Raw genomic sequence first — 19,656 nt, forward strand, 5'->3', positions numbered from 1 at the left:
ACCGGAGAACCCAACCTATACAGGTGTGGTAGAAGCCAAAGGGACACAAGAAGAAGGCCATGTGGGAGAAGCTCCTGTTCAACCGGAGAACCCAACCTATCAAGTAACGGAAGGGACGGTAACAGAGACAGAAACGGTAATCCTTCCATATGAAACCGAGTATGTAGCGGATGCCAATCATTACACAGATGAAGAAAGCCTTCTTCAGAAAGGCGAGGCTGGTAGTCAGGAGATTCGTCGTGTTTATAAGACGGTCAATGGTGAGAAGATTGGCGAGCCCGTGAGCACGACAACTGAAACGGTAAAAGCTCCTGTGACAGAAAAAATTAGTCGTGGGACTAAGGCGATTGAAGGCCAAACAGAGGATGTTTCGTATGAGGAAATTCCATTTAAGACGGTAACCGAACAAGATGCCACCTTGCTAAAAGGATCAGAAAGGGTTTCTCAAGCCGGTAAAAATGGGAAGAAGAAAATCACCAAGGTTTACAAGACCATCAAGGGGGTTAAAACGGCGGATGCTCCTACTGTTTCTGAGGAAGTAGTTGAACAAGCCCAAGATCAGATCATTCAAAGAGGGACCAAAGAACTTGACAAGCCAACCTTGACTTTGACCCAGGTCGATAAGGAAGAATTGAAGCGCAGTGCTAAAGCTACTTATCATTTGGATAAACCAGACGGTGTGACCATCAAGTCCATCCAGGCTGTATTGAAGAAGGGTGATCAAGTGGTGAAAACCCTGACCCTTTCAGAGACGGACTTGGCAGCTGCTTTAGCGGACTTGGACTACTACAAGGATTATACGCTCGCAACGACCATGGTCTATGACCGTGGAAATGGGGATGAAGAAGAAGTTCTCAAGGAAGAACCACTGAGAATTGATCTTAAAAAAGTTGAAATCAAAAATATCAAGGAAACCAGTCTGATTAGCGTGGATGACCAAGGTCTTGAGACCGATAGCAGCCTCTTGTCTGAAACACCATCAGATGTGAAGCCTTACTACTTAAAGGTCACTACCTATGATAATAAGGTTACAAAACTAGCCGTTGATAAAATTGAAGAAGTAACGGTAGATGGCGTGACCCTCTACAAAGTAACAGCCAAAGCTCCTGATCTCATTCAACGGACTGCGGACAACCAGTTCAGTGAGGTCTATGTCCACTATATTGCGAAACCCAAAGCACATGAAGGTGATATCTACTACAATTTCAACGAACTTGTAAAAGCTATGCAAGCCAATCCGACTGGTACCTTTAAACTGGGTAGCAATATGAATGCGGCTAATGTCCAGCCAGCAGGGAAATCCTATGTGACCAATGCCTTCAAGGGAATTTTGGAAAGTACGGATGGAAATAAATTTGCCATCCATAACATTACAAGACCATTATTTGGGAACATCGAAGGTGGCTCGGTTAAGAATCTCTTGCTTGAAAATGTCAATATTGACCTACCTGGGACAGATCGAGTAGCCCCAATAGCAGGTGTTATCAAAAATAATGCAACTGTTGAAAATGTTAAAGTAACAGGAAGTGTTGTTGGGAACAATGACGTAGCTGGTATTATCAATAAAATTGATGGTAGTGGGAAGGTCAGCAATGTTGCCTTTATCGGTAAACTACACGCTGCTGGTAACAAAGGTGGCTATCTAGCGGGTGTTGTTGGTGAGAACTGGAAAGGTATCGTAGAAAAAGCTTACGTTGATGCTGAAATCACTGGGAACAAAGCCAAAGCGGCAGGTCTCGTTTATTCCTCTCAAAATGGTGGGAATAACCATACAGTCGGTAAAGAAGGGGTTCTCAGAAACTCCGTTGCTAAAGGTTCAATTGAACTCAAAGAAGCGGTCCAATCTGGTGGATTACTCGGGACCAACTGGGCCTTGGGGACTATTGAAGACAACATCACCATGATGAAAGTCAAAACGGGTGAGATGGTCTTCGGACATTCGGATATCGACGCAGATGATTATTTCACCTATTCAAGAACCAAGCGCAATTACAGTGTGGAAGGCGTGAGTGAAGGGAAGAAATCCTTTAACAACTCCCGTAAAATTCCAAGCATCTCACTAGCAGAAGCTGAGCAGAAAATCGAAGCAATGGGAATCACTGCTGATAAATTCACCAGCAGCAAACCGATTGAAGATACGCTCAATCACCTTGTTAGCAAAGACGATCCATACAAGGCCATCACTGCTTACGATGCGACTCGTGAGCTAGCTTACCGCAATATTGCTAAATTGCAACCATTCTACAACAAAGAATGGATTGTCGACCAAGGGAATAAATTGGCTGCAACGAGTCCTCTCTTGACCAAGGAAGTCTTGTCTGTAACGGCTATGAAGGGCAATGATTTTGTCACTGAACTATCGGATGCCGACCACATCCTGATCCATTATGCGGATAAGACCAAAGATGTCTTCAGCATTTCACCGAAAGAGTCTAAAGTCAAACAAGTCAAAGAGTACAGTGTGGCGGAGCTCGGTGAAGTGGTCTACACGCCAAATATGGTGGACAAAGACCGGAGCGATCTCATCAGTGCTATCGTAGGGAAACTAAGTCCAGTAGAATTGCAATCAGATCCAATCTACACACATCTTGGTAGAACAGGTCCTAACAAAATCAATGCTATTAAGAACCTTTACCTCGAGGAGAGTTTCCAAGAAGTCAAGGACAATCTGACTCACTTTGTCAAACAACTGGTTGAAAACCAAGACCATCAATTAAACACAGATGAGGCTGCCAAACGTGCGCTCATTAAGAAGATTGATGATAATAAGGCTGCTGTTCTTTTGGGTCTTTCTTACCTCAACCGTTATTACGGGGTGAAATTCGATAATGTCAATCTCAAGCAACTCATGTTGTTCAAGCCAGACTTCTATGGGAAGAATGTTGATGTCTTAGACCGCTTGATTGAAATCGGCTCAAAAGAAGACTACATCAAAGGGACTCGTACCCACGATACTTTCCGTGAAGTCGTGGCTAAATCGACTCTTTCTGGCAACCTCAATGACTTCTTGAAGTACAATATGGAGCTCTTTACAAAAGAGACAGACTTGAACGATTGGTTCATCAAAGCAACCAAAGACAATGTCTATATTGTGGAGCCTGAGACGACCAATCCAGCATTCGCGTCTGCTAAACACAGAGCCTATGAGGGCTTAAACAATGATGTTCACGGTAAAATGATCTTGCCACTCTTGAACTTAAAAGATGCTCATATGTTCTTGATTTCAACTTACAACACTATGGCCTATAGTTCCTTCGAGAAATATGGCAAGAACACGGAAGCGGAACGAACGGCCTTCAAAGAGGAAATTGACAAGGTAGCGAAAGGCCAACAGAATTACCTAGATTTCTGGTCACGTCTAGCAACGGATAAGGTTCGCAATCAGCTCTTGAAGAGCAACAATATGGTGCCGACCCCTGTCCTTGATAACCAAAACTACAAGGGCATTAGTACAGACCGTTATGGACATACCAACAGTGGCAAGGATGTGGCTCCAATCCGTGAATTGTATGGTCCAACCGATCGTTATCATGCGACAGATTGGCGAATGGGAGCAGTGGCGCGAATTTACGGAAATCCATATAAAGATGACTCTGTCTTCTTCATGGTGACCGATATGATCAGTGACTTTGGGGTCTCTGCCTTCACGCACGAAACGACGCACGTCAATGACCGTATGGTTTACTTAGGTGGTTGGAGACACCGCGAAGGAACTGATATTGAAGCCTTTGCCCAAGGAATGTTGCAAACACCATCCGTATCCAATCCAAATGGGGAATACAAGGCCTTAGGTATCAACATGGCCTATGAGCGTCCTAACGATGGAAACCAATGGTACAATACCAATCCAAATGATTTGAAGTCACGTGACGAAATTGATCGGTATATGAAAGGCTATAATGACACTCTCATGCTTCTGGATTACCTAGAAGGAGAAGCCGTCCTCAATAAAGGCAGTCAAGACTTGAACAATGCATGGTTCAAGAAGGTTGATAAACAATACCGAGGGGCTAATACCAAGAATCAATTTGATAAGGTGCGTCCTTTGAGTGATGAGGAAAAAGCCATCACCTTACATTCAGTAGATGATCTCATCACCAACAACTTCATGACCAATCGTGGTCCTGGAAATGGTGTCTATAATCCATCGGACTTTGGTTTAGCCTATGTGACGGTACCGATGATGACAGGGATCTATGGTGGAAACACCAGTGAAGGGGCTCCTGGAGCCATGTCCTTCAAACACAATACCTTCAGACTCTGGGGTTACTATGGCTATGAAAAAGGCTTCTTAGGCTATGCTTCAAACAAGTATAAACAAGAATCCAAACAAGCAGGTCATGCGACTCTAGGGGATGATTACATCATTCAAAAGATTTCTGATGGGAAATTCAGTACCCTTGAAGACTGGAAGAAAGCCTACTTCAATGAAGTGGTAACCAGTGCCAAAAATGGACTTCAGGCTATTGAAGTGGATGGGACTACTTATAGCTCTTATGAGGACTTAAAACAAGCCTTTGCAACTGCGGTTGAAAAAGATCAGGCCAGTTTGAAGAATGGTTCTGTCAAATTTGACAATACCCTTGCCTTGAAAGAAAAAATCTTTAAGAAATTACTGCAACAAACAGACAGTTTCAAAACGTCTATCTTTAAATAATCGAATTCTCTCATCTGCTGAGCAGGTGAGAGTTTTTTAGAAGAAAAAATGAATAGAGGTGGACAAAGCGTCTAAAAATTAAAAGAAATCAATCGTAGATAGGAAAAATTATCATATTAAAAAAATAACGTAATTTCACTAAAACGCTTACTTTTATAGGAAATATTTGACTATTATATCTTTTAGGAGTAAACTAAGGAGGTAAAATTTATAAAAGGAGAATTCATCATGAATTTAACATTTTTAGGTCTTTGTTTAGCCTGTTTTGGTGTATCACTGGCAGAAGGTTTGATGATGAGTAGCTTATTGAAATCTGCGTCTCGTCAACCAGAAATTATCGGTCAATTGCGTAGCCTCTTGATTCTTGGTGTTGCCTTTGTCGAAGGTACTTTCTTCGTAACCTTGGTTATGGCCTTTATTATCAAATAGACGCTTCTATTTTAGAAAAGGAGGTGTCAAACCTTGGAAGAAAGTATCAATCCAACGATTACTCTTGGACCTGTATCTTTTAATTTGACCCTACTTGCTATGACCCTGATTTCTGTTTTCGCCGTTTTTGGCTTCATTTATTGGGCCAGTCGAAAAATGTCGATCCGACCAAAAGGCAAACAAAATGTGCTGGAATACGCATATGACTTTGTCGTAGGCTTTACAAAAGGAAATATTGGGGAACATTACATAAAGGACTATTCCTTGTTCTTGTTTGTTCTTTTCCTCTTTCTTTTAGTAGCCAATAACATTGGATTGATGGCTAAAATCGAAACGACCAATGGTTACAATTTGTGGACATCACCAACCGCTAACCTGGGTTATGACTTTGCCTTTTCATTTTTGATCACCTTAATCGCCCATGTAGAAGGAATTCGCAGACGTGGTGTGAAGGAATATTTAAAGGCTTTTGTGACACCCGGATTTATGACCCCCATGAATATTTTGGAAGAATTAACGAACTTTGCCTCCTTGGCACTTCGGATCTTCGGAAATATCTTTGCGGGTGAGGTACTAGCAAGCTTGCTTGTGACTTTGTCGCATCAAGCTGTTTATTGGTATCCATTTGCCTTTATTGGAAGCATGGCGTGGACAGCGTTTTCGATTTTCATTTCATGTATCCAAGCCTATGTGTTTACCATGTTGTCATCAATTTATATTGGTAAGAAAATTAATGGTGAAGAGTAAGTAGAGGAGGAGTAGAAGAATGCATGTATCAATGAGTGAAATTATTGGTAACTTTATTCTCATTGCTGGTTCCTTCCTATTATTAATCTTTTTAATAAAGAAATTTGCATGGAACAATATCAATGGAATTTTAGAAGCGCGTGCCAAAAAGATTACAGATGATATTGATGGAGCAGAATCAGCTCGTCAAAAAGCTGAGGAACTAGCAAGTAAACGTGAAGAAGAGTTGGCAGGTAGCCGCAAAGAAGCTGCGTCTATTGTCGAAAATGCAAAGGAAACTGCAGAAAAGAACAAATCTCAGATCCTTTCAGAAGCCACTCAAGAAGCAGTACGTTTGAAAGAAAAAGCGCAACAAGAAATTGCGCATAACAAAGAAGAAGCATTGAACAGTATCAAAGGCGATGTGGCAGATCTCACTGTCAATCTTGCCAGCAAATTGTTGAGTCAACAGCTGGATGCTGAAGGTCAACGCCAACTGATCGATCGCTATCTTGATGAATTAGGAGAAGCCTAATGGACAAAAAGCAACTGATGGTGATTGAGAAATATACCCAGCCTTTTGTTCAATTGGTCTTTGAAAAAGGAGAACAAGATCTTGTCTTTGAAAAATTGACCCAAATCAAGGGCATTTTTGAGGAGACTGGACTTGCTAACTTCTTAGCTCATATCGGTGTAGAGGATGAAGAGAAAGCAAAAAGTCTCAGACTTTTTCAACCCTCGGATTCACAATTACTCGACCATTTGATTGAAGTGGTTATTCTCAATCATCGTGAAGCCTTATTTTATGACATTGTAACGATTTGTTTGGATCAGATTCAACTGTTGAGCAACGCTTTTGTCGTCACTGTTACGACGGTTGCTGGTTTGGATCCTGTTCAAGAGCAAAAGCTAATCCCCATTATCGAAAGAAAATTTGGGATTCAAGTTCGCTCGATCCAACAAAAGATCGATCCAGATTTAATTGGTGGCTTTGTCGTGACAGCCAATCATAAAACGTTGGATACCAGTCTCAAACACCAATTGCAAGTTATAAAATCTAAATTGAAATAGAAAGTGGTGTGAATTTTGGCGATTAACGCACAAGAAATCAGCGCTTTAATTAAGCAACAAATTGAAAATTTCAAGCCAAACTTTGACGTCACTGAGACAGGTGTTGTAACCTACATTGGTGACGGGATTGCCCGTGCTCATGGTCTTGAAAATGCCATGAGTGGTGAGTTGTTGATCTTTGAAAATGGCTCATACGGGATGGCCCAAAACTTAGAGACAACGGATGTCGGTATCATCATCTTGGGTGATTTCACGGATATTCGTGAAGGAGACTCTGTCCGTCGTACAGGTAAAATCATGGAAGTCCCTGCAGGGGATGCCTTGATTGGCCGGGTTGTCAACCCACTTGGCCAACCAGTAGATGGTTTGGGTGAGATTGTGACAGATAAATTCCGTCCAGTCGAAACACCAGCTCCTGGTGTTATGCAACGGAAATCTGTCTCAGAACCCCTACAAACTGGTTTGAAAGCCATTGATGCCCTCGTTCCAATCGGACGTGGCCAACGGGAATTGATTATCGGGGACCGTCAAACAGGGAAAACTTCGATTGCCATTGATACCATCTTGAACCAAAAGGGTCAAGACATGATCTGTATCTATGTGGCGATTGGTCAAAAAGAATCAACAGTTCGTACGCAGGTAGAAACTCTTCGTAAATACGGAGCCATGGATTATACGATTGTGGTAACCGCTTCGGCTTCCCAACCGTCTCCATTGCTCTACTTGGCACCTTATGCCGGGGTTGCCATGGCTGAAGAGTTCATGTATAACGGTAAACACGTTTTGATCGTCTATGATGATTTGTCAAAACAAGCCGTAGCTTACCGTGAATTGTCCCTTCTTCTTCGTCGTCCACCAGGACGTGAAGCCTTCCCAGGGGATGTCTTCTATCTCCACAGCCGTTTGTTGGAACGTTCAGCTAAAGTTTCAGATGAATTGGGTGGTGGCTCTATTACAGCCCTTCCAATTATTGAAACCCAAGCAGGAGATATTTCTGCTTATATCGCAACCAACGTGATTTCGATCACAGACGGACAAATCTTCTTGCAAGATAGTTTGTTCAATGCTGGTATTCGTCCAGCCATTGATGCAGGTTCTTCTGTATCCCGTGTAGGGGGAGCTGCCCAAATCAAGGCTATGAAGAAAGTTGCGGGTACCCTTCGTATCGACCTTGCTTCATATCGTGAATTGGAAGCCTTCACGAAATTTGGTAGTGACTTGGATGCTGCGACTCAAGCGAAATTGAACCGTGGTCGCCGAACAGTTGAAGTCTTGAAACAACCCGTTCATGAACCATTGACAGTTGAAAAACAAGTCGTGATCTTGTACGCCTTGACTCATGGTTTCTTAGATAGTGTTCCAGTAGACGACATTCTTCGTTTCCAAGAAGAGTTGTTTGATTATTTTGAAGCACATTATGATCAAATCTTTGAGACGATTCGTTCAACACATGATCTTCCAGCAGAAGAAGAACTGGATGCAGCCCTTACAGAATTTGTCAACCAGTCAAATTTCAAATAGAAATAGGAGTGGAAGATGGCAGTTTCATTAAATGATATAAAAAATAAAATTGCATCCACTAAAAATACCAGTCAAATTACCAATGCCATGCAGATGGTGTCTGCTGCTAAACTCGGAAAATCGGAGCAAGCAGCCAAGGATTTTCAGGTTTATGCCGCTAAGGTACGTAAGTTACTAACAGACTTGCTCCATGGACATGAAACAGAAAATGCCAAGTCCCATCCTATGTTGGTGAGTCGGCCGGTGAAAAAGACAGCTTATATCGTCATTACATCCGATCGTGGTTTGGTCGGAGGCTACAATGCCTCCATCCTTAAAACCATGATGGAAATGAAGGCAGAATACCATCCAAGTGGAGATGACTTTGAAGTGATCTGTATTGGAAGTGTCGGGGCGGATTTCTTCCGTGCCCGTGGGATTCAGCCTGTTTATGAATTGCGTGGTTTGCCTGATCAGCCTAGCTTTAAGGAAGTTCGTACGATCATTTCGAAAACAGTCCAAATGTATCAGGAAGGCTTGTTTGATGAGTTGTACGTCTGTTACAACCATCACGTCAACAGTTTGACTAGTCAAATGCGGGTAGAACAGATGCTTCCGATTATTGATTTGGACCCCAATGAAGCAGATGAGGATTATGTATTGAATCTAGAATTGGAATCTAGTCGAGATGCCATTTTGGATCAATTGCTCCCTCAATTTGCTGAAAGCATGATCTATGGTGCCATTATTGATGCTAAAACAGCTGAAAATGCTGCGGGGATGATGGCCATGCAAACTGCAACAGACAATGCCAAGAAAGTCATTGATGAATTAACGATTCAATACAACCGTGCTCGTCAAGCAGCGATTACACAAGAAATTACTGAAATCGTTGCTGGTGCTAGCGCCCTTGAATAGTTGTCGGATACAATTTTATATACAAAAACAGATGCTCGAAAAAGAACTTTTGAGCAGTAGAAATTACTTAGAATAGGAGAATGACATGAGTTTAGGCAAAATTTCTCAGGTCGTAGGTCCCGTCGTAGACGTTGCCTTTTCCGTTGGAGATAAACTTCCTGAGATCAATAATGCGCTTGTAGTCTATAAAAATGACCAACAAAAATCAAAAGTCGTTCTTGAAGTAGCTTTGGAACTTGGTGATGGGGTCGTACGGACCATTGCCATGGAATCAACTGATGGTTTAACACGTGGAATGGAAGTCTTGGATACAGGTCGTCCAATCTCTGTTCCAGTCGGAAAAGAAACCTTGGGACGTGTCTTCAATGTTCTTGGAGATACCATTGACTTGGATCAACCTTTTCCTGAGGATGCTCCTCGTGACTCCATCCACAAAAAAGCTCCATCCTTTGACGAGCTCTCTACTTCAGAAGAAATTCTTGAAACAGGGATCAAGGTTATTGACCTCTTAGCCCCTTATTTGAAAGGTGGGAAGGTCGGACTCTTCGGTGGTGCCGGAGTTGGGAAAACCGTCTTGATTCAAGAATTAATCCATAATATTGCCCAAGAACACGGTGGGATTTCTGTATTTACCGGTGTTGGGGAACGGACACGTGAAGGGAATGACCTTTACTGGGAAATGAAAGAATCTGGCGTTATTGAAAAAACAGCCATGGTTTTTGGACAAATGAATGAGCCACCTGGAGCACGGATGCGTGTTGCTTTGACTGGTTTGACCATTGCGGAATACTTCCGTGATGTCGAAGGTCAGGACGTTCTCTTGTTTATCGACAATATCTTCCGTTTCACTCAAGCCGGATCTGAAGTATCAGCCCTTTTGGGACGGATGCCATCAGCCGTTGGTTACCAACCTACTTTGGCAACTGAAATGGGTCAATTGCAAGAACGTATTACGTCAACGAAGAAAGGTTCTGTTACATCGATCCAAGCCATCTATGTGCCAGCCGATGACTATACAGACCCAGCGCCAGCAACCGCTTTTGCTCACTTGGATTCAACCACCAACTTGGAACGTAAATTGGTACAATTGGGGATCTACCCTGCGGTGGATCCATTGGCATCAAGCTCACGTGCCCTTTCTCCAGAAATCGTAGGAGAAGAACACTATGCAGTAGCTTCTGAAGTCAAACGCGTCCTTCAACGTTACCATGAATTGCAAGATATCATTGCTATCTTGGGGATGGATGAATTGTCTGACGAAGAAAAGACCTTGGTTGCTCGTGCTCGCCGGATCCAATTCTTCTTGTCACAAAACTTCAACGTTGCGGAACAATTTACAGGTCAACCTGGTTCTTATGTACCAGTTGGAGAAACTGTTCGTGGCTTTAAAGAAATTTTGGATGGGAAATATGACCATCTTCCTGAAGATGCCTTCCGTGGTGTTGGATCGATCGAAGATGTGATCGCCAAAGCTGAAAAAATGGGATTCTAAGAAGAGGTGAAAGATGAGTCAAATGAACGTCCAAATCGTTACACCGGATGGACTGGTTTATGATCATCATGCCGCATTTGTATCTGTCAAGACAATTGATGGTGAATTAGGGATTTTACCTCATCATATCAATACCATTGCGGTTTTGGCTGTAGACCAAGTAAAGGTTCGTCGTGTCGACGATGACAAACATATTGATTGGATTGCAGTCAATGGTGGGATTATCGAAGTAGCTGATAATGTCATTACCATTGTTGCCGATTCTGCCGAACGTGCTCGAGATATCGACATTAGTCGTGCAGAACGTGCCAAACTGCGAGCTGAAAAAGCGATTGAAGAAGCCAAAGATCAGCATTCGGTTGATATGGAACGTCGTGCTAAAATTGCTCTTCAACGCGCCATTAACCGGATTAATGTCGGAAATCGTTTATAAGATATTAAAAATAAGGTGGAGGTTTTGTCCTCACCTTATTTTTGTTGGGAGAGAATCAAAAGAAGAAAGTACGGACCAAATATGGTATAATAGCTGTATGATTCAAATGATTTTTAATCTTTCAAGCCATCTATTGTTTATCTTTTTTGCCTATTACCTATTGATGAACCTGGTTCAATGGGAAAAGTTTTTAAAAGTAAGTGCTGAAAATGCGGTTAAAATCCGTTTTTTGATCTTGATGATCAGTGTTGGAATAGGCTATCTAGCCAGCTCATTTTTTATCAGTGTCTATGAGATGAGTCGGCAGATTTTTATTGGCCAATTCTAGCCACATTTTATAAAAAATATGGTATGATAGAAAGCGTGACTTTAAGAAATTGGAGAACAATCCCGTATGGAAAAAATAATCGTTAATGGTGGTCATAATCGACTGGTTGGAACCGTCAAAATCGAAGGAGCAAAAAATGCTGTCCTTCCTCTTCTTGCTGCAACAGTTTTGGCAAGTGAAGGGGTAACAACCTTGAAAAATGTACCTGTTTTATCAGATGTCTATACAATGAACAATGTTGTTCGTGGTTTGAATGCACAAGTAACCTTCAATGAAGAAGAAAATACAGTTGTTGTAGATGCACAAGAGAAATTGTCTGAGGAAGCTCCTTATAAATATGTGAGCAAGATGCGAGCTTCTATCGTTGTCTTGGGTCCTGTCTTGGCACGCAATGGTCATGCCAAGGTTTCCATGCCTGGAGGCTGTACGATCGGCAGTCGTCCGATTGACCTCCACCTGAAAGGTCTGGAAGCCATGGGGGCTGTAATTACCCAAACAGCTGGCTATATTGAAGCAAAAGCAGATCGTCTCAAGGGAGCACACATCTATATGGACTTCCCATCAGTAGGGGCGACACAAAATATTATGATGGCCGCAACCTTGGCAGATGGAGTCACCGTGATTGAAAATGCAGCTCGAGAACCTGAAATTGTTGACCTAGCTCTCTTGCTGAATAAAATGGGGGCTAACGTCAAGGGAGCAGGAACTGAGACCTTGACCATTGTTGGTGTGGAGAGCTTGCACGGTGCAAACCACAATGTAGTGCAAGACCGCATCGAGGCTGGAACCTTTATGATTGGGACAGCCATGACTGGTGGAGACGTCTTAATCGAAGATGCCATTTGGGAACACAACCGTCCGCTTCTATCTAAGATGCAGGAGATGGGTGTGACGGTAACCGAAGAAGAAAATGGAATTCGGATTCAGTCGGATATCAGTAAGCTCCGTCCAGTGACCGTTAAAACTCTTCCCTACCCAGGATTCCCAACCGATATGCAGGCTCAATTCACAGCCTTGATGGCCATGGCTAAAGGTGAGTCTACCATGATTGAAACGGTTTTTGAGAATCGCTTCCAACATTTGGAAGAAATGCGTCGGATGGGCGTTCACTCAGATATTATGCGGGATACAGCTCGTATCGTTGGAGGGGAAAGCTTCCAAGGGGCAGAGGTCATGTCGACCGATTTACGAGCAAGTGCAACCTTGGTCTTGATGGGCTTGGTAGCAGAAGGAGAAACAAAGGTCAGCAAATTAAGTCACTTAGATCGTGGTTATTATCAATTCCATGAGAAATTGGTGGCACTAGGTGCAGACGTGAAACGTGTAGAGGAAGAAGACGATGAAAACTAATCTTCGCTATGTTGGAAAACAGCTAGGAATTGTCCTCCTGTTGGCTGTGATTGGAATCATCATTTTTGCAGTTGGTTTGGTCATTGGTTATGGAGTGATTGGAGATGGAAAAAATCCATGGTCCATTCTCTCTCCGGACACTTGGTCAGAGATCATTGGAAAGCTAACAGGCAAATAAGCTTTTAACTAAAATTGAGTAAAAAGGAGAGCAGCGAATCGAGTCAATGACCCATCTAGCGCTGCTCTTTTTTGGAGAGAGGTATGACAAAACAAATACTAACAAAACGAACCAAACAAACCCTAGCGGGCTTTGTGGTGGCAACGGCCCTAGCTATTGGGGGCTATTATTTTAATCAACCGGCAGTAAAAGAAGCGACGGATCAGGTTGTTTCGGTGGTGACTAGTAGCCAACAAGAAACACCTAGTAAAGAGTTAGCTAGCTCTGTATTAACGAAATCTGCCCGTTCACAATTGGGAAATGACTTGGAATGGAATGGTGCTGGAGCCTTTGTAGTTAAGGGAAATCGAACAGATCTGGATGCCAGTGTGGCTAGTCAACCCTATGCGGATAACAAGACAAAAGAAGTGAATGGAAAGACCGTGCCGACGGTTGCGAACGCTATTATGACCAAGGCGACTCGCCAGTATAGAGATCGGGAGGCAACAGGAAGTGGTCTAACCGATTGGAAACCAGCAGGTTGGCATCAGGTCCATCATCTGTCCGGTGAGTATGACCATGCTGTGGATCGCGGTCATCTATTGGGCTACGCCTTGATCGGTAATCTCAAAGGTTTCGATGCTTCGACTAGCAATCCCAAAAATATCGCTGTACAAACGGCTTGGTCCAATCAAGCCAATGATCCTCATTCCACTGGTCAAAACTACTATGAGACCCTGGTTCGAAAAGCACTGGATAAGAACAAGCGGATCCGCTATCGGGTGACCTTGATCTACAACCAGCCAGAAGATTTGATTCCATTAGGTTCTCATATCGAAGCCAAATCAAGTGATGGGACCCTTGAGTTCAATGTTTTTGTTCCCAATGTTCAAAGTGGGATTAGCCTGGATTACCAGACAGGAAAAGTAACCGTTCATCAATAAGCTGGAAAGCGCAGTTATTTAAGTTATTTTTAAGAATGGGGTGTTACAATTGCATACCTTCTTTAAGAGAAAGGAGAATGTATGAGAACCATTTTTCGATTTTTCAGAGGAATCCTTCGCATGGCTTGGAGTCTTTTTTGGGGATTTTTCTGGACCATTGCCATCAGTTTTCTCGTCCTAGTGGGGATCATCTATTTCACAGATTCTCCTAGTTCTGGTATGGATGGGGTTGGGCGAGCTGCCCAAAAGGTTGTCTATCAAGTCGGCAATTTATTTGGTGATCAGGGCTTTGCATCGCGCTTTGGAATGGCACCTAGCTCACAGACGACGCAGACGGATAATCATGAGCATAGTGGTGCTCGCTGGGAAAAAGCGGAGGCCACGGTCTACCTGGATCCCAATATCAGTCAAACTTTTGTAAAAGCCTATCGGGATGCCATTGAGGCTTGGAACCAAACAGGCGCCTTTACTTTCAAGCTGGTCACAAATGAAAAAGAGGCTAATGTGGTCTTGACCGAGATGGATAACGCATCCGTTTCTGCAGCAGGAGAGACTGCCTCTCAAACCAACCTCTTAACCAATCGGTTCACCCACATCACAGTTCGCCTCAATCGCCATTATCTGTTAAATTATGTTTATAACTATAGTTATGATCGGATTGTCAATACAGCTGAGCATGAGCTAGGCCATGCGATTGGGTTGGACCACACAGATGGAGAATCGGTCATGCAACCAGCTGGCTCTTTCTACAGTATCCATGATTCAGATGTAGAAGCAGTCCGGCAATTATACAAGGAATAATGAGTTTTAAAATACTTGCTAAAAGTTCTGGGCCTCAAGGGGCTCGGGATTTTTTTGATGCTTCGTCTTCCCTTGTTTAATCCGTAAAAAGATAGTAAAATAGGGACATGATTATTTTACAAGCCAACAAAATTGAACGCTCTTTTGCAGGGGAGGTTCTTTTTGATAATATCAGCCTGCAAGTGGATGAACGGGACCGGATTGCCCTGGTCGGAAAGAACGGAGCCGGTAAGTCCACGCTCTTAAAAATCTTGGTCGGAGAAGAAGAGCCGACTTCTGGGGAAATCAATAAAAAGCGCGACCTTTCTCTTTCTTATCTAGCCCAGGATAGCCGCTTTGAGTCGTCCAATACCATCTACGATGAAATGCTCCATGTCTTTGACGATCTTCGTAAGACGGAGAAAAGTTTGCGGCAGATGGAGCTGGAGATGGGTGAAAAAACTGGGGCTGACTTGGACAAACTCATGCAGGATTATGACCGTTTATCGGAAGAATTCCGTCAAGCTGGTGGTTTCACCTATGAGGCAGATATCCGAGCTATTCTAAACGGCTTCAAGTTTGATGAGTCTATGTGGCAGATGAAGATTGAAGAGCTGTCTGGTGGGCAAAATACCCGTCTGGCTCTGGCCAAGATGCTTTTAGAAAAACCAAATCTTTTGGTACTGGACGAGCCGACCAACCACTTGGATATTGAGACCATTGCCTGGTTGGAAAACTATCTGGTCAATTATAGCGGGGCCCTTCTCATTGTCAGCCACGACCGGTATTTCCTAGATAAGGTCGCAACCATTACCTTGGACCTGACCAAGCATTCTTTAGATCGCTATGTCGGTAATTACTCCAGTTTTGTGGAGCAAAAGGAGCAAAAATTGCTGACCGAAGCCAAGAACTACGAGAAGCAACAAAAAGAAATTGCAGCTCTGGAAGACTTTGTTAATCGTAATTTGGTGAGGGCGTCGACTACCAAGCGAGCCCAGTCTCGACGCAAGCAGTTGGAAAAAATGGAGCGCTTAGATAAGCCTGAAGCTGGGACCAAGTCTGCCCATATGACCTTCCATTCCGATAAGACCTCGGGAAATGTCGTCTTAACAGTAGAAGAAGCAGCCGTCGGCTATGACGATCAAATCCTGTCAGAGCCCATCAATTTGGATATCCGCAAGATGAATGCGGTCGCTATTGTAGGACCAAATGGGATCGGGAAATCTACTCTTATCAAAACCATCGTTGGGCAGATTCCTTTTATCAAGGGAGAAGCTCGTTTTGGGGCCAATGTCGAGGTGGGCTACTATGATCAGACCCAAAGTAAACTGACGCCTCACAACAGTGTCTTGGATGAGCTCTGGAATGACTTTAAACTGACGCCAGAAGTGGAAATTCGTAATCGCCTGGGAGCCTTTCTTTTCTCTGGGGATGATGTCAAGAAAACCGTCGGCATGTTGTCGGGTGGAGAGCGGGCCCGCTTGCTTCTAGCCAAGCTGTCCATGGAGAATAACAATTTCTTGATTCTCGATGAGCCAACCAACCACTTGGACATCGATAGCAAGGAAGTGCTGGAAAATGCCTTGATTGATTTTGATGGGACCCTGCTCTTTGTCAGCCACGACCGTTACTTTATCAATCGGGTAGCCACACAAGTTTTGGAACTCTCAGAAGAAGGCTCGACTCTTTATCTAGGAGACTACGACTATTATCTGGAGAAAAAAGCTGAGTTAGAGGCTCTCGCTGCAGCACAAGCAGAAGCTGTGCCTGTTTCTTCGATGGAAGAAGTAGCAAGTAATGATTATCACATGCAAAAGCAAAACCAGAAGGAACTCCGGAAAATCACCCGTCGCATTGAGCAATTGGAAGCAGAGATGGAAGAGCTGGATCAAAAAATCCAAGACATCACCGAAACCATGCATAGCACCAACGATGCAGCTGACTTGGTTCAACTCCAGAGCGAGCTGGATCAACTGACTGTCCAGCAGGAAGCGGTCATGGAAGAGTGGGCAGAACTGTCAGAGCAGGTGGAATAGATGGAAGATCTTGGAAAAGTTTTTCGTGAATTTCGAATAAGTAAGAATTATTCGTTAAAAGAAGCTGCAGGAGAAGCTTGCTCGACCTCCCAGTTATCCCGTTTTGAATTGGGAGAGTCGGATCTGGCTGCTTCGCGCTTCTTTGACATTTTGGACAATATCCATGTGACGATTGAGAATTTTATGGATAAGGCCAGAAATTTTCAACACCATGAACATGTCGCTTTGATGGCTCAGATTATTCCGCTTTACTACTCAAATGATATTGCAGGTTTTCAAAAGCTTCAAAGAGAACAACTTGAAAAAGCCAAACATTCCACCAATCCCCTCTATTTTGAGCTGAACTGGATCCTGCTACAAGGCCTGATTTGCCAGAGAGATGCCAGCTTCACGATGAAGCAGCGTGATTTGGATAAGGTGGCAGATTATCTCTTTCAAACGGAAGAGTGGACCATGTATGAATTGATCCTCTTTGGCAATCTCTACAGCTTTTATGAGGTGGACTATGTTACACGGCTTGGGAGAGAAGTGATGGAGCGTGAAGATTTCTACAAAGAAATTGATCGCCATCGAAAACTGGTCTTAATTCTGGCCCTGAATTGCTACCAGCATTGTTTAGAATACCGTTCTTTTGAAAATGCTAGCTGTTTTGAAGCTTATGTAGAAAAGATTATCGGCAAGAGCATCAAGCTCTACGAACGCAATGTCTTTCATTATCTCAAGGGATTTGCCCTGTATCAAAAGGGGCAAACAGAAGAAGGGCGGCAGCAAATGCAGGAAGCCATGCATATTTTTGACGTGCTGGGACTGCCAGAGCAGGTGGCCTATTATCAAGAACATTTTGATAAATTTGTAAAAAATGAATGTTCTAAATAGGACAGTGATAAAGGAGATTTTATGAATCGACATGCGGTCCAATTAATTAGTCGTGGAGCTATTAACAAAATTGGAAATATGCTCTATGATTATGGGAATAGTGTCTGGCTGGCCTCGATGGGGACTATAGGAAAGACGGTATTAGGGATCTATCAGATTTCTGAGTTAGTGACAGGGATTCTTGTGAATCCTTTTGGAGGAGTGATTTCAGACCGTTTTTCTCGTCGCAAGATTTTGATGACGACCGACCTGGTTTGTGGACTTCTTTGTTTGGCGATTTCTTTTATCACAAATGATAGCTTGATGATTGCGGCCCTGATTTTTGCCAATATTATTCAGGCCATTGCCTTTGGTTTTTCTCGACCTGCCAATAAGGCCATTATTACCGAGGTAGTAGAGAAAGACGAGATTGTGACCTATAACGCCCACTTGGAGTTAGTCTTACAGGTTGTCAGTGTCTGTTCACCTGTTTTTTCTTTCCTAGTTCTACAATTTGCCAGTCTTCATATGACCCTCTTGTTAGATGCACTGACCTTTTTCATTGCTTTTGTCCTAGTGGCTTTCCTTCCGAAAGAAGAAGCTAAGGTGCAAGAGAGGAAACAGTTTACCGGGAAAGATATTTTTTCTGATATCAAGGATGGCTTAGACTATATCTGGCATCAGAAAGAGATTTTCTTTCTCTTATTAGTGGCTTCTAGCGTCAATTTCTTTTTTGCGGCTTTTGAGTTTTTACTTCCCTTCTCGAATCGTCTATACGGGGTTAAAGGAGCTTATGCGACTATTTTAACGCTAGGAGCTATTGGATCTATTCTAGGAGCGCTTGTTGCCAATAAAATGAAATCAAGTATGAAAATTCTCCTGTTTTTACTGCTTATGGCAGGGATAGGAGTGTTCATAATGGGCTTGCCCCTTCCACCTTATCTTTCCTTTTCAGGAAATCTGGTCTGTGAATTTTTTGTGACCATTTTCGACATCCACGTTTTTACCCAAGTACAAACCAAGGTGGAAGATGATTATCTGGGGAGAGTCTTGAGCACAATTTATACCTTGGCTGTTCTCTTTATGCCCATCGCCAAAGGGTTGATGACTTTGTTGCCAAGCGTCCGTATGGAATCATTTCTCTTGATTGGAGCTGGGATTATTCTCTTTTCACTCTTGGCTCAGCTAGTAGCTAAGCAGCTTCAATTAAAAGAACAGTAGGGATCCTTTGATAAATTTGTAAACCATTATTTTTCCCAAATAGGGGACAAAATGAAAACCTCTTTCATGAACTGATACAATAGTTTCAGAAAATGAAGGAGGTTTTTTATGAATCGACATGCAGTCCAATTAATTGCTCGTGGGGCGATCAATCGAATGGGAAATATGCTCTATGACTATGGGAACAGTGTTTGGCTGGCCTCGATGGGGACGGTAGGAAAGACAGTGTTGGGGATCTATCAGATTTCTGAACTCGTCACTTCCATTCTAGTCAATCCATTTGGTGGCGTGATCTCAGACCGGTTTTCCCGTCGCAAGATTTTGATGACGACCGACTTGGTTTGTGGTCTCCTTTGTTTGGGCATTTCCTTTATCAGGAATGATCGTTGGATGATTGCAGCCCTGATTGTTGCCAATATTGTCCAGGCCATTGCCTTTGCATTTTCTCGTACTGCTAATAAAGCTATTATCACAGAAGTTGTAGAGAAAGATGAGATTGTGACCTATAATGCCCACTTGGAGTTGACCTTACAAGTGGTCGGTGTCAGCTCTCCTGTGTTCTCTTTCCTTGTTTTACAATTTGCCAGTCTCCATGTGACTCTCTTACTGGATGCGCTGACCTTTTTCATCGCCTTTGTTCTGGTCGCTTTCCTTCCGAAAGAAGAAGCCAAGGTTCAGGAAAAGAAACAGTTTACGGGAAAAGATATTTTTTCGGATATGAAAGATGGGTTAGACTATATCTGGCATCAGAAAGAGATT

At 43.1% G+C, this 19,656-nt stretch carries 18 protein-coding genes; all 18 read left to right on the forward strand.

Annotated features, from left to right (window positions below; genetic code table 11):
• Nucleotides 1–4,657 (forward strand): ZmpA/ZmpB/ZmpC family metallo-endopeptidase (locus tag HMPREF2926_RS03845; protein ID WP_176745529.1); only part of this gene is annotated, 4,657 nt, incomplete at its 5' end.
• A gap of 228 nt (nt 4,658–4,885) precedes the next feature.
• The gene (locus tag HMPREF2926_RS03850) at nt 4,886–5,086 is read left to right on the forward strand and encodes a F0F1 ATP synthase subunit C (RefSeq protein ID WP_003006433.1); all 201 of its coding nucleotides are present in this window, start codon (nt 4,886–4,888) and stop codon (nt 5,084–5,086) included.
• Nucleotides 5,087–5,119: 33 nt separating this feature from the next.
• A complete protein-coding gene (atpB, locus tag HMPREF2926_RS03855) occupies nt 5,120–5,833 on the forward strand; it encodes a F0F1 ATP synthase subunit A (protein WP_024055550.1) in 714 nt (237 codons plus the stop codon).
• A 19-nt stretch (nt 5,834–5,852) separates the two neighbouring features.
• Entirely contained in the window at nt 5,853–6,347 is a 495-nt protein-coding gene (gene atpF / locus HMPREF2926_RS03860) for a F0F1 ATP synthase subunit B (protein ID WP_004219970.1), read from the forward strand.
• On the forward strand, nt 6,347–6,883 hold the full coding sequence (locus HMPREF2926_RS03865) for a F0F1 ATP synthase subunit delta (RefSeq protein WP_024055549.1): 537 nt from the start codon (nt 6,347–6,349) through the stop codon (nt 6,881–6,883). Before atpF ends, HMPREF2926_RS03865 begins: the two co-directional genes overlap by 1 nt.
• Before the next feature lie 15 nt (nt 6,884–6,898).
• On the forward strand, nt 6,899–8,404 hold the full coding sequence (gene atpA / locus HMPREF2926_RS03870) for a F0F1 ATP synthase subunit alpha (protein ID WP_003011619.1): 1,506 nt from the start codon (nt 6,899–6,901) through the stop codon (nt 8,402–8,404).
• A gap of 15 nt (nt 8,405–8,419) precedes the next feature.
• Complete coding sequence (locus HMPREF2926_RS03875) at nt 8,420–9,301, forward strand: F0F1 ATP synthase subunit gamma (protein ID WP_070586549.1); 882 nt, start codon at nt 8,420–8,422, stop codon at nt 9,299–9,301.
• Between the two features lie 85 nt (nt 9,302–9,386).
• Nucleotides 9,387–10,793 carry a F0F1 ATP synthase subunit beta gene (gene atpD, locus HMPREF2926_RS03880; protein WP_003011794.1) on the forward strand — a complete coding sequence of 469 codons (1,407 nt, stop codon included), beginning with the start codon at nt 9,387–9,389 and terminating at the stop codon, nt 10,791–10,793.
• Nucleotides 10,794–10,806: 13 nt separating this feature from the next.
• A complete protein-coding gene (locus HMPREF2926_RS03885; RefSeq protein ID WP_003002471.1) occupies nt 10,807–11,226 on the forward strand; it encodes a F0F1 ATP synthase subunit epsilon in 420 nt (139 codons plus the stop codon).
• A 97-nt stretch (nt 11,227–11,323) separates the two neighbouring features.
• Nucleotides 11,324–11,554 (forward strand): DUF1146 family protein, encoded by a 231-nt coding sequence (locus HMPREF2926_RS03890; protein WP_003006458.1) that lies wholly within the window; start codon nt 11,324–11,326, stop codon nt 11,552–11,554.
• A gap of 66 nt (nt 11,555–11,620) precedes the next feature.
• On the forward strand, nt 11,621–12,904 hold the full coding sequence (murA, locus tag HMPREF2926_RS03895) for a UDP-N-acetylglucosamine 1-carboxyvinyltransferase (protein ID WP_070586550.1): 1,284 nt from the start codon (nt 11,621–11,623) through the stop codon (nt 12,902–12,904).
• Nucleotides 12,894–13,082 (forward strand): DNA-directed RNA polymerase subunit beta, encoded by a 189-nt coding sequence (locus HMPREF2926_RS03900; protein ID WP_003006464.1) that lies wholly within the window; start codon nt 12,894–12,896, stop codon nt 13,080–13,082. Before murA ends, HMPREF2926_RS03900 begins: the two co-directional genes overlap by 11 nt.
• Nucleotides 13,083–13,165: 83 nt before the next feature.
• Entirely contained in the window at nt 13,166–14,005 is an 840-nt protein-coding gene (locus HMPREF2926_RS03905; protein WP_070586551.1) for a DNA/RNA non-specific endonuclease, read from the forward strand.
• An 81-nt stretch (nt 14,006–14,086) separates the two neighbouring features.
• Nucleotides 14,087–14,806 (forward strand): M57 family metalloprotease, encoded by a 720-nt coding sequence (locus HMPREF2926_RS03910; RefSeq protein ID WP_070586552.1) that lies wholly within the window; start codon nt 14,087–14,089, stop codon nt 14,804–14,806.
• Between the two features lie 107 nt (nt 14,807–14,913).
• Complete coding sequence (locus tag HMPREF2926_RS03915) at nt 14,914–16,821, forward strand: ABC-F family ATP-binding cassette domain-containing protein (protein ID WP_070586553.1); 1,908 nt, start codon at nt 14,914–14,916, stop codon at nt 16,819–16,821.
• Nucleotides 16,822–17,697, forward strand: coding sequence for an XRE/MutR family transcriptional regulator (locus tag HMPREF2926_RS03920; RefSeq protein WP_070586554.1), 876 nt, complete (start codon nt 16,822–16,824; stop codon nt 17,695–17,697). It begins immediately after the preceding gene.
• Nucleotides 17,698–17,718: 21 nt separating this feature from the next.
• Nucleotides 17,719–18,897, forward strand: a complete 1,179-nt coding sequence (locus tag HMPREF2926_RS03925) for an MFS transporter (protein WP_070586555.1) — start codon at nt 17,719–17,721, stop codon at nt 18,895–18,897.
• 108 nt (nt 18,898–19,005) lie between these two features.
• Nucleotides 19,006–19,656: MFS transporter (locus HMPREF2926_RS11285; RefSeq protein ID WP_256263014.1), on the forward strand; the 651-nt coding region annotated here is incomplete at its 3' end.

Source organism: Streptococcus sp. HMSC078D09, assembly GCF_001813675.1.
Lineage (GTDB): Bacteria > Bacillota > Bacilli > Lactobacillales > Streptococcaceae > Streptococcus.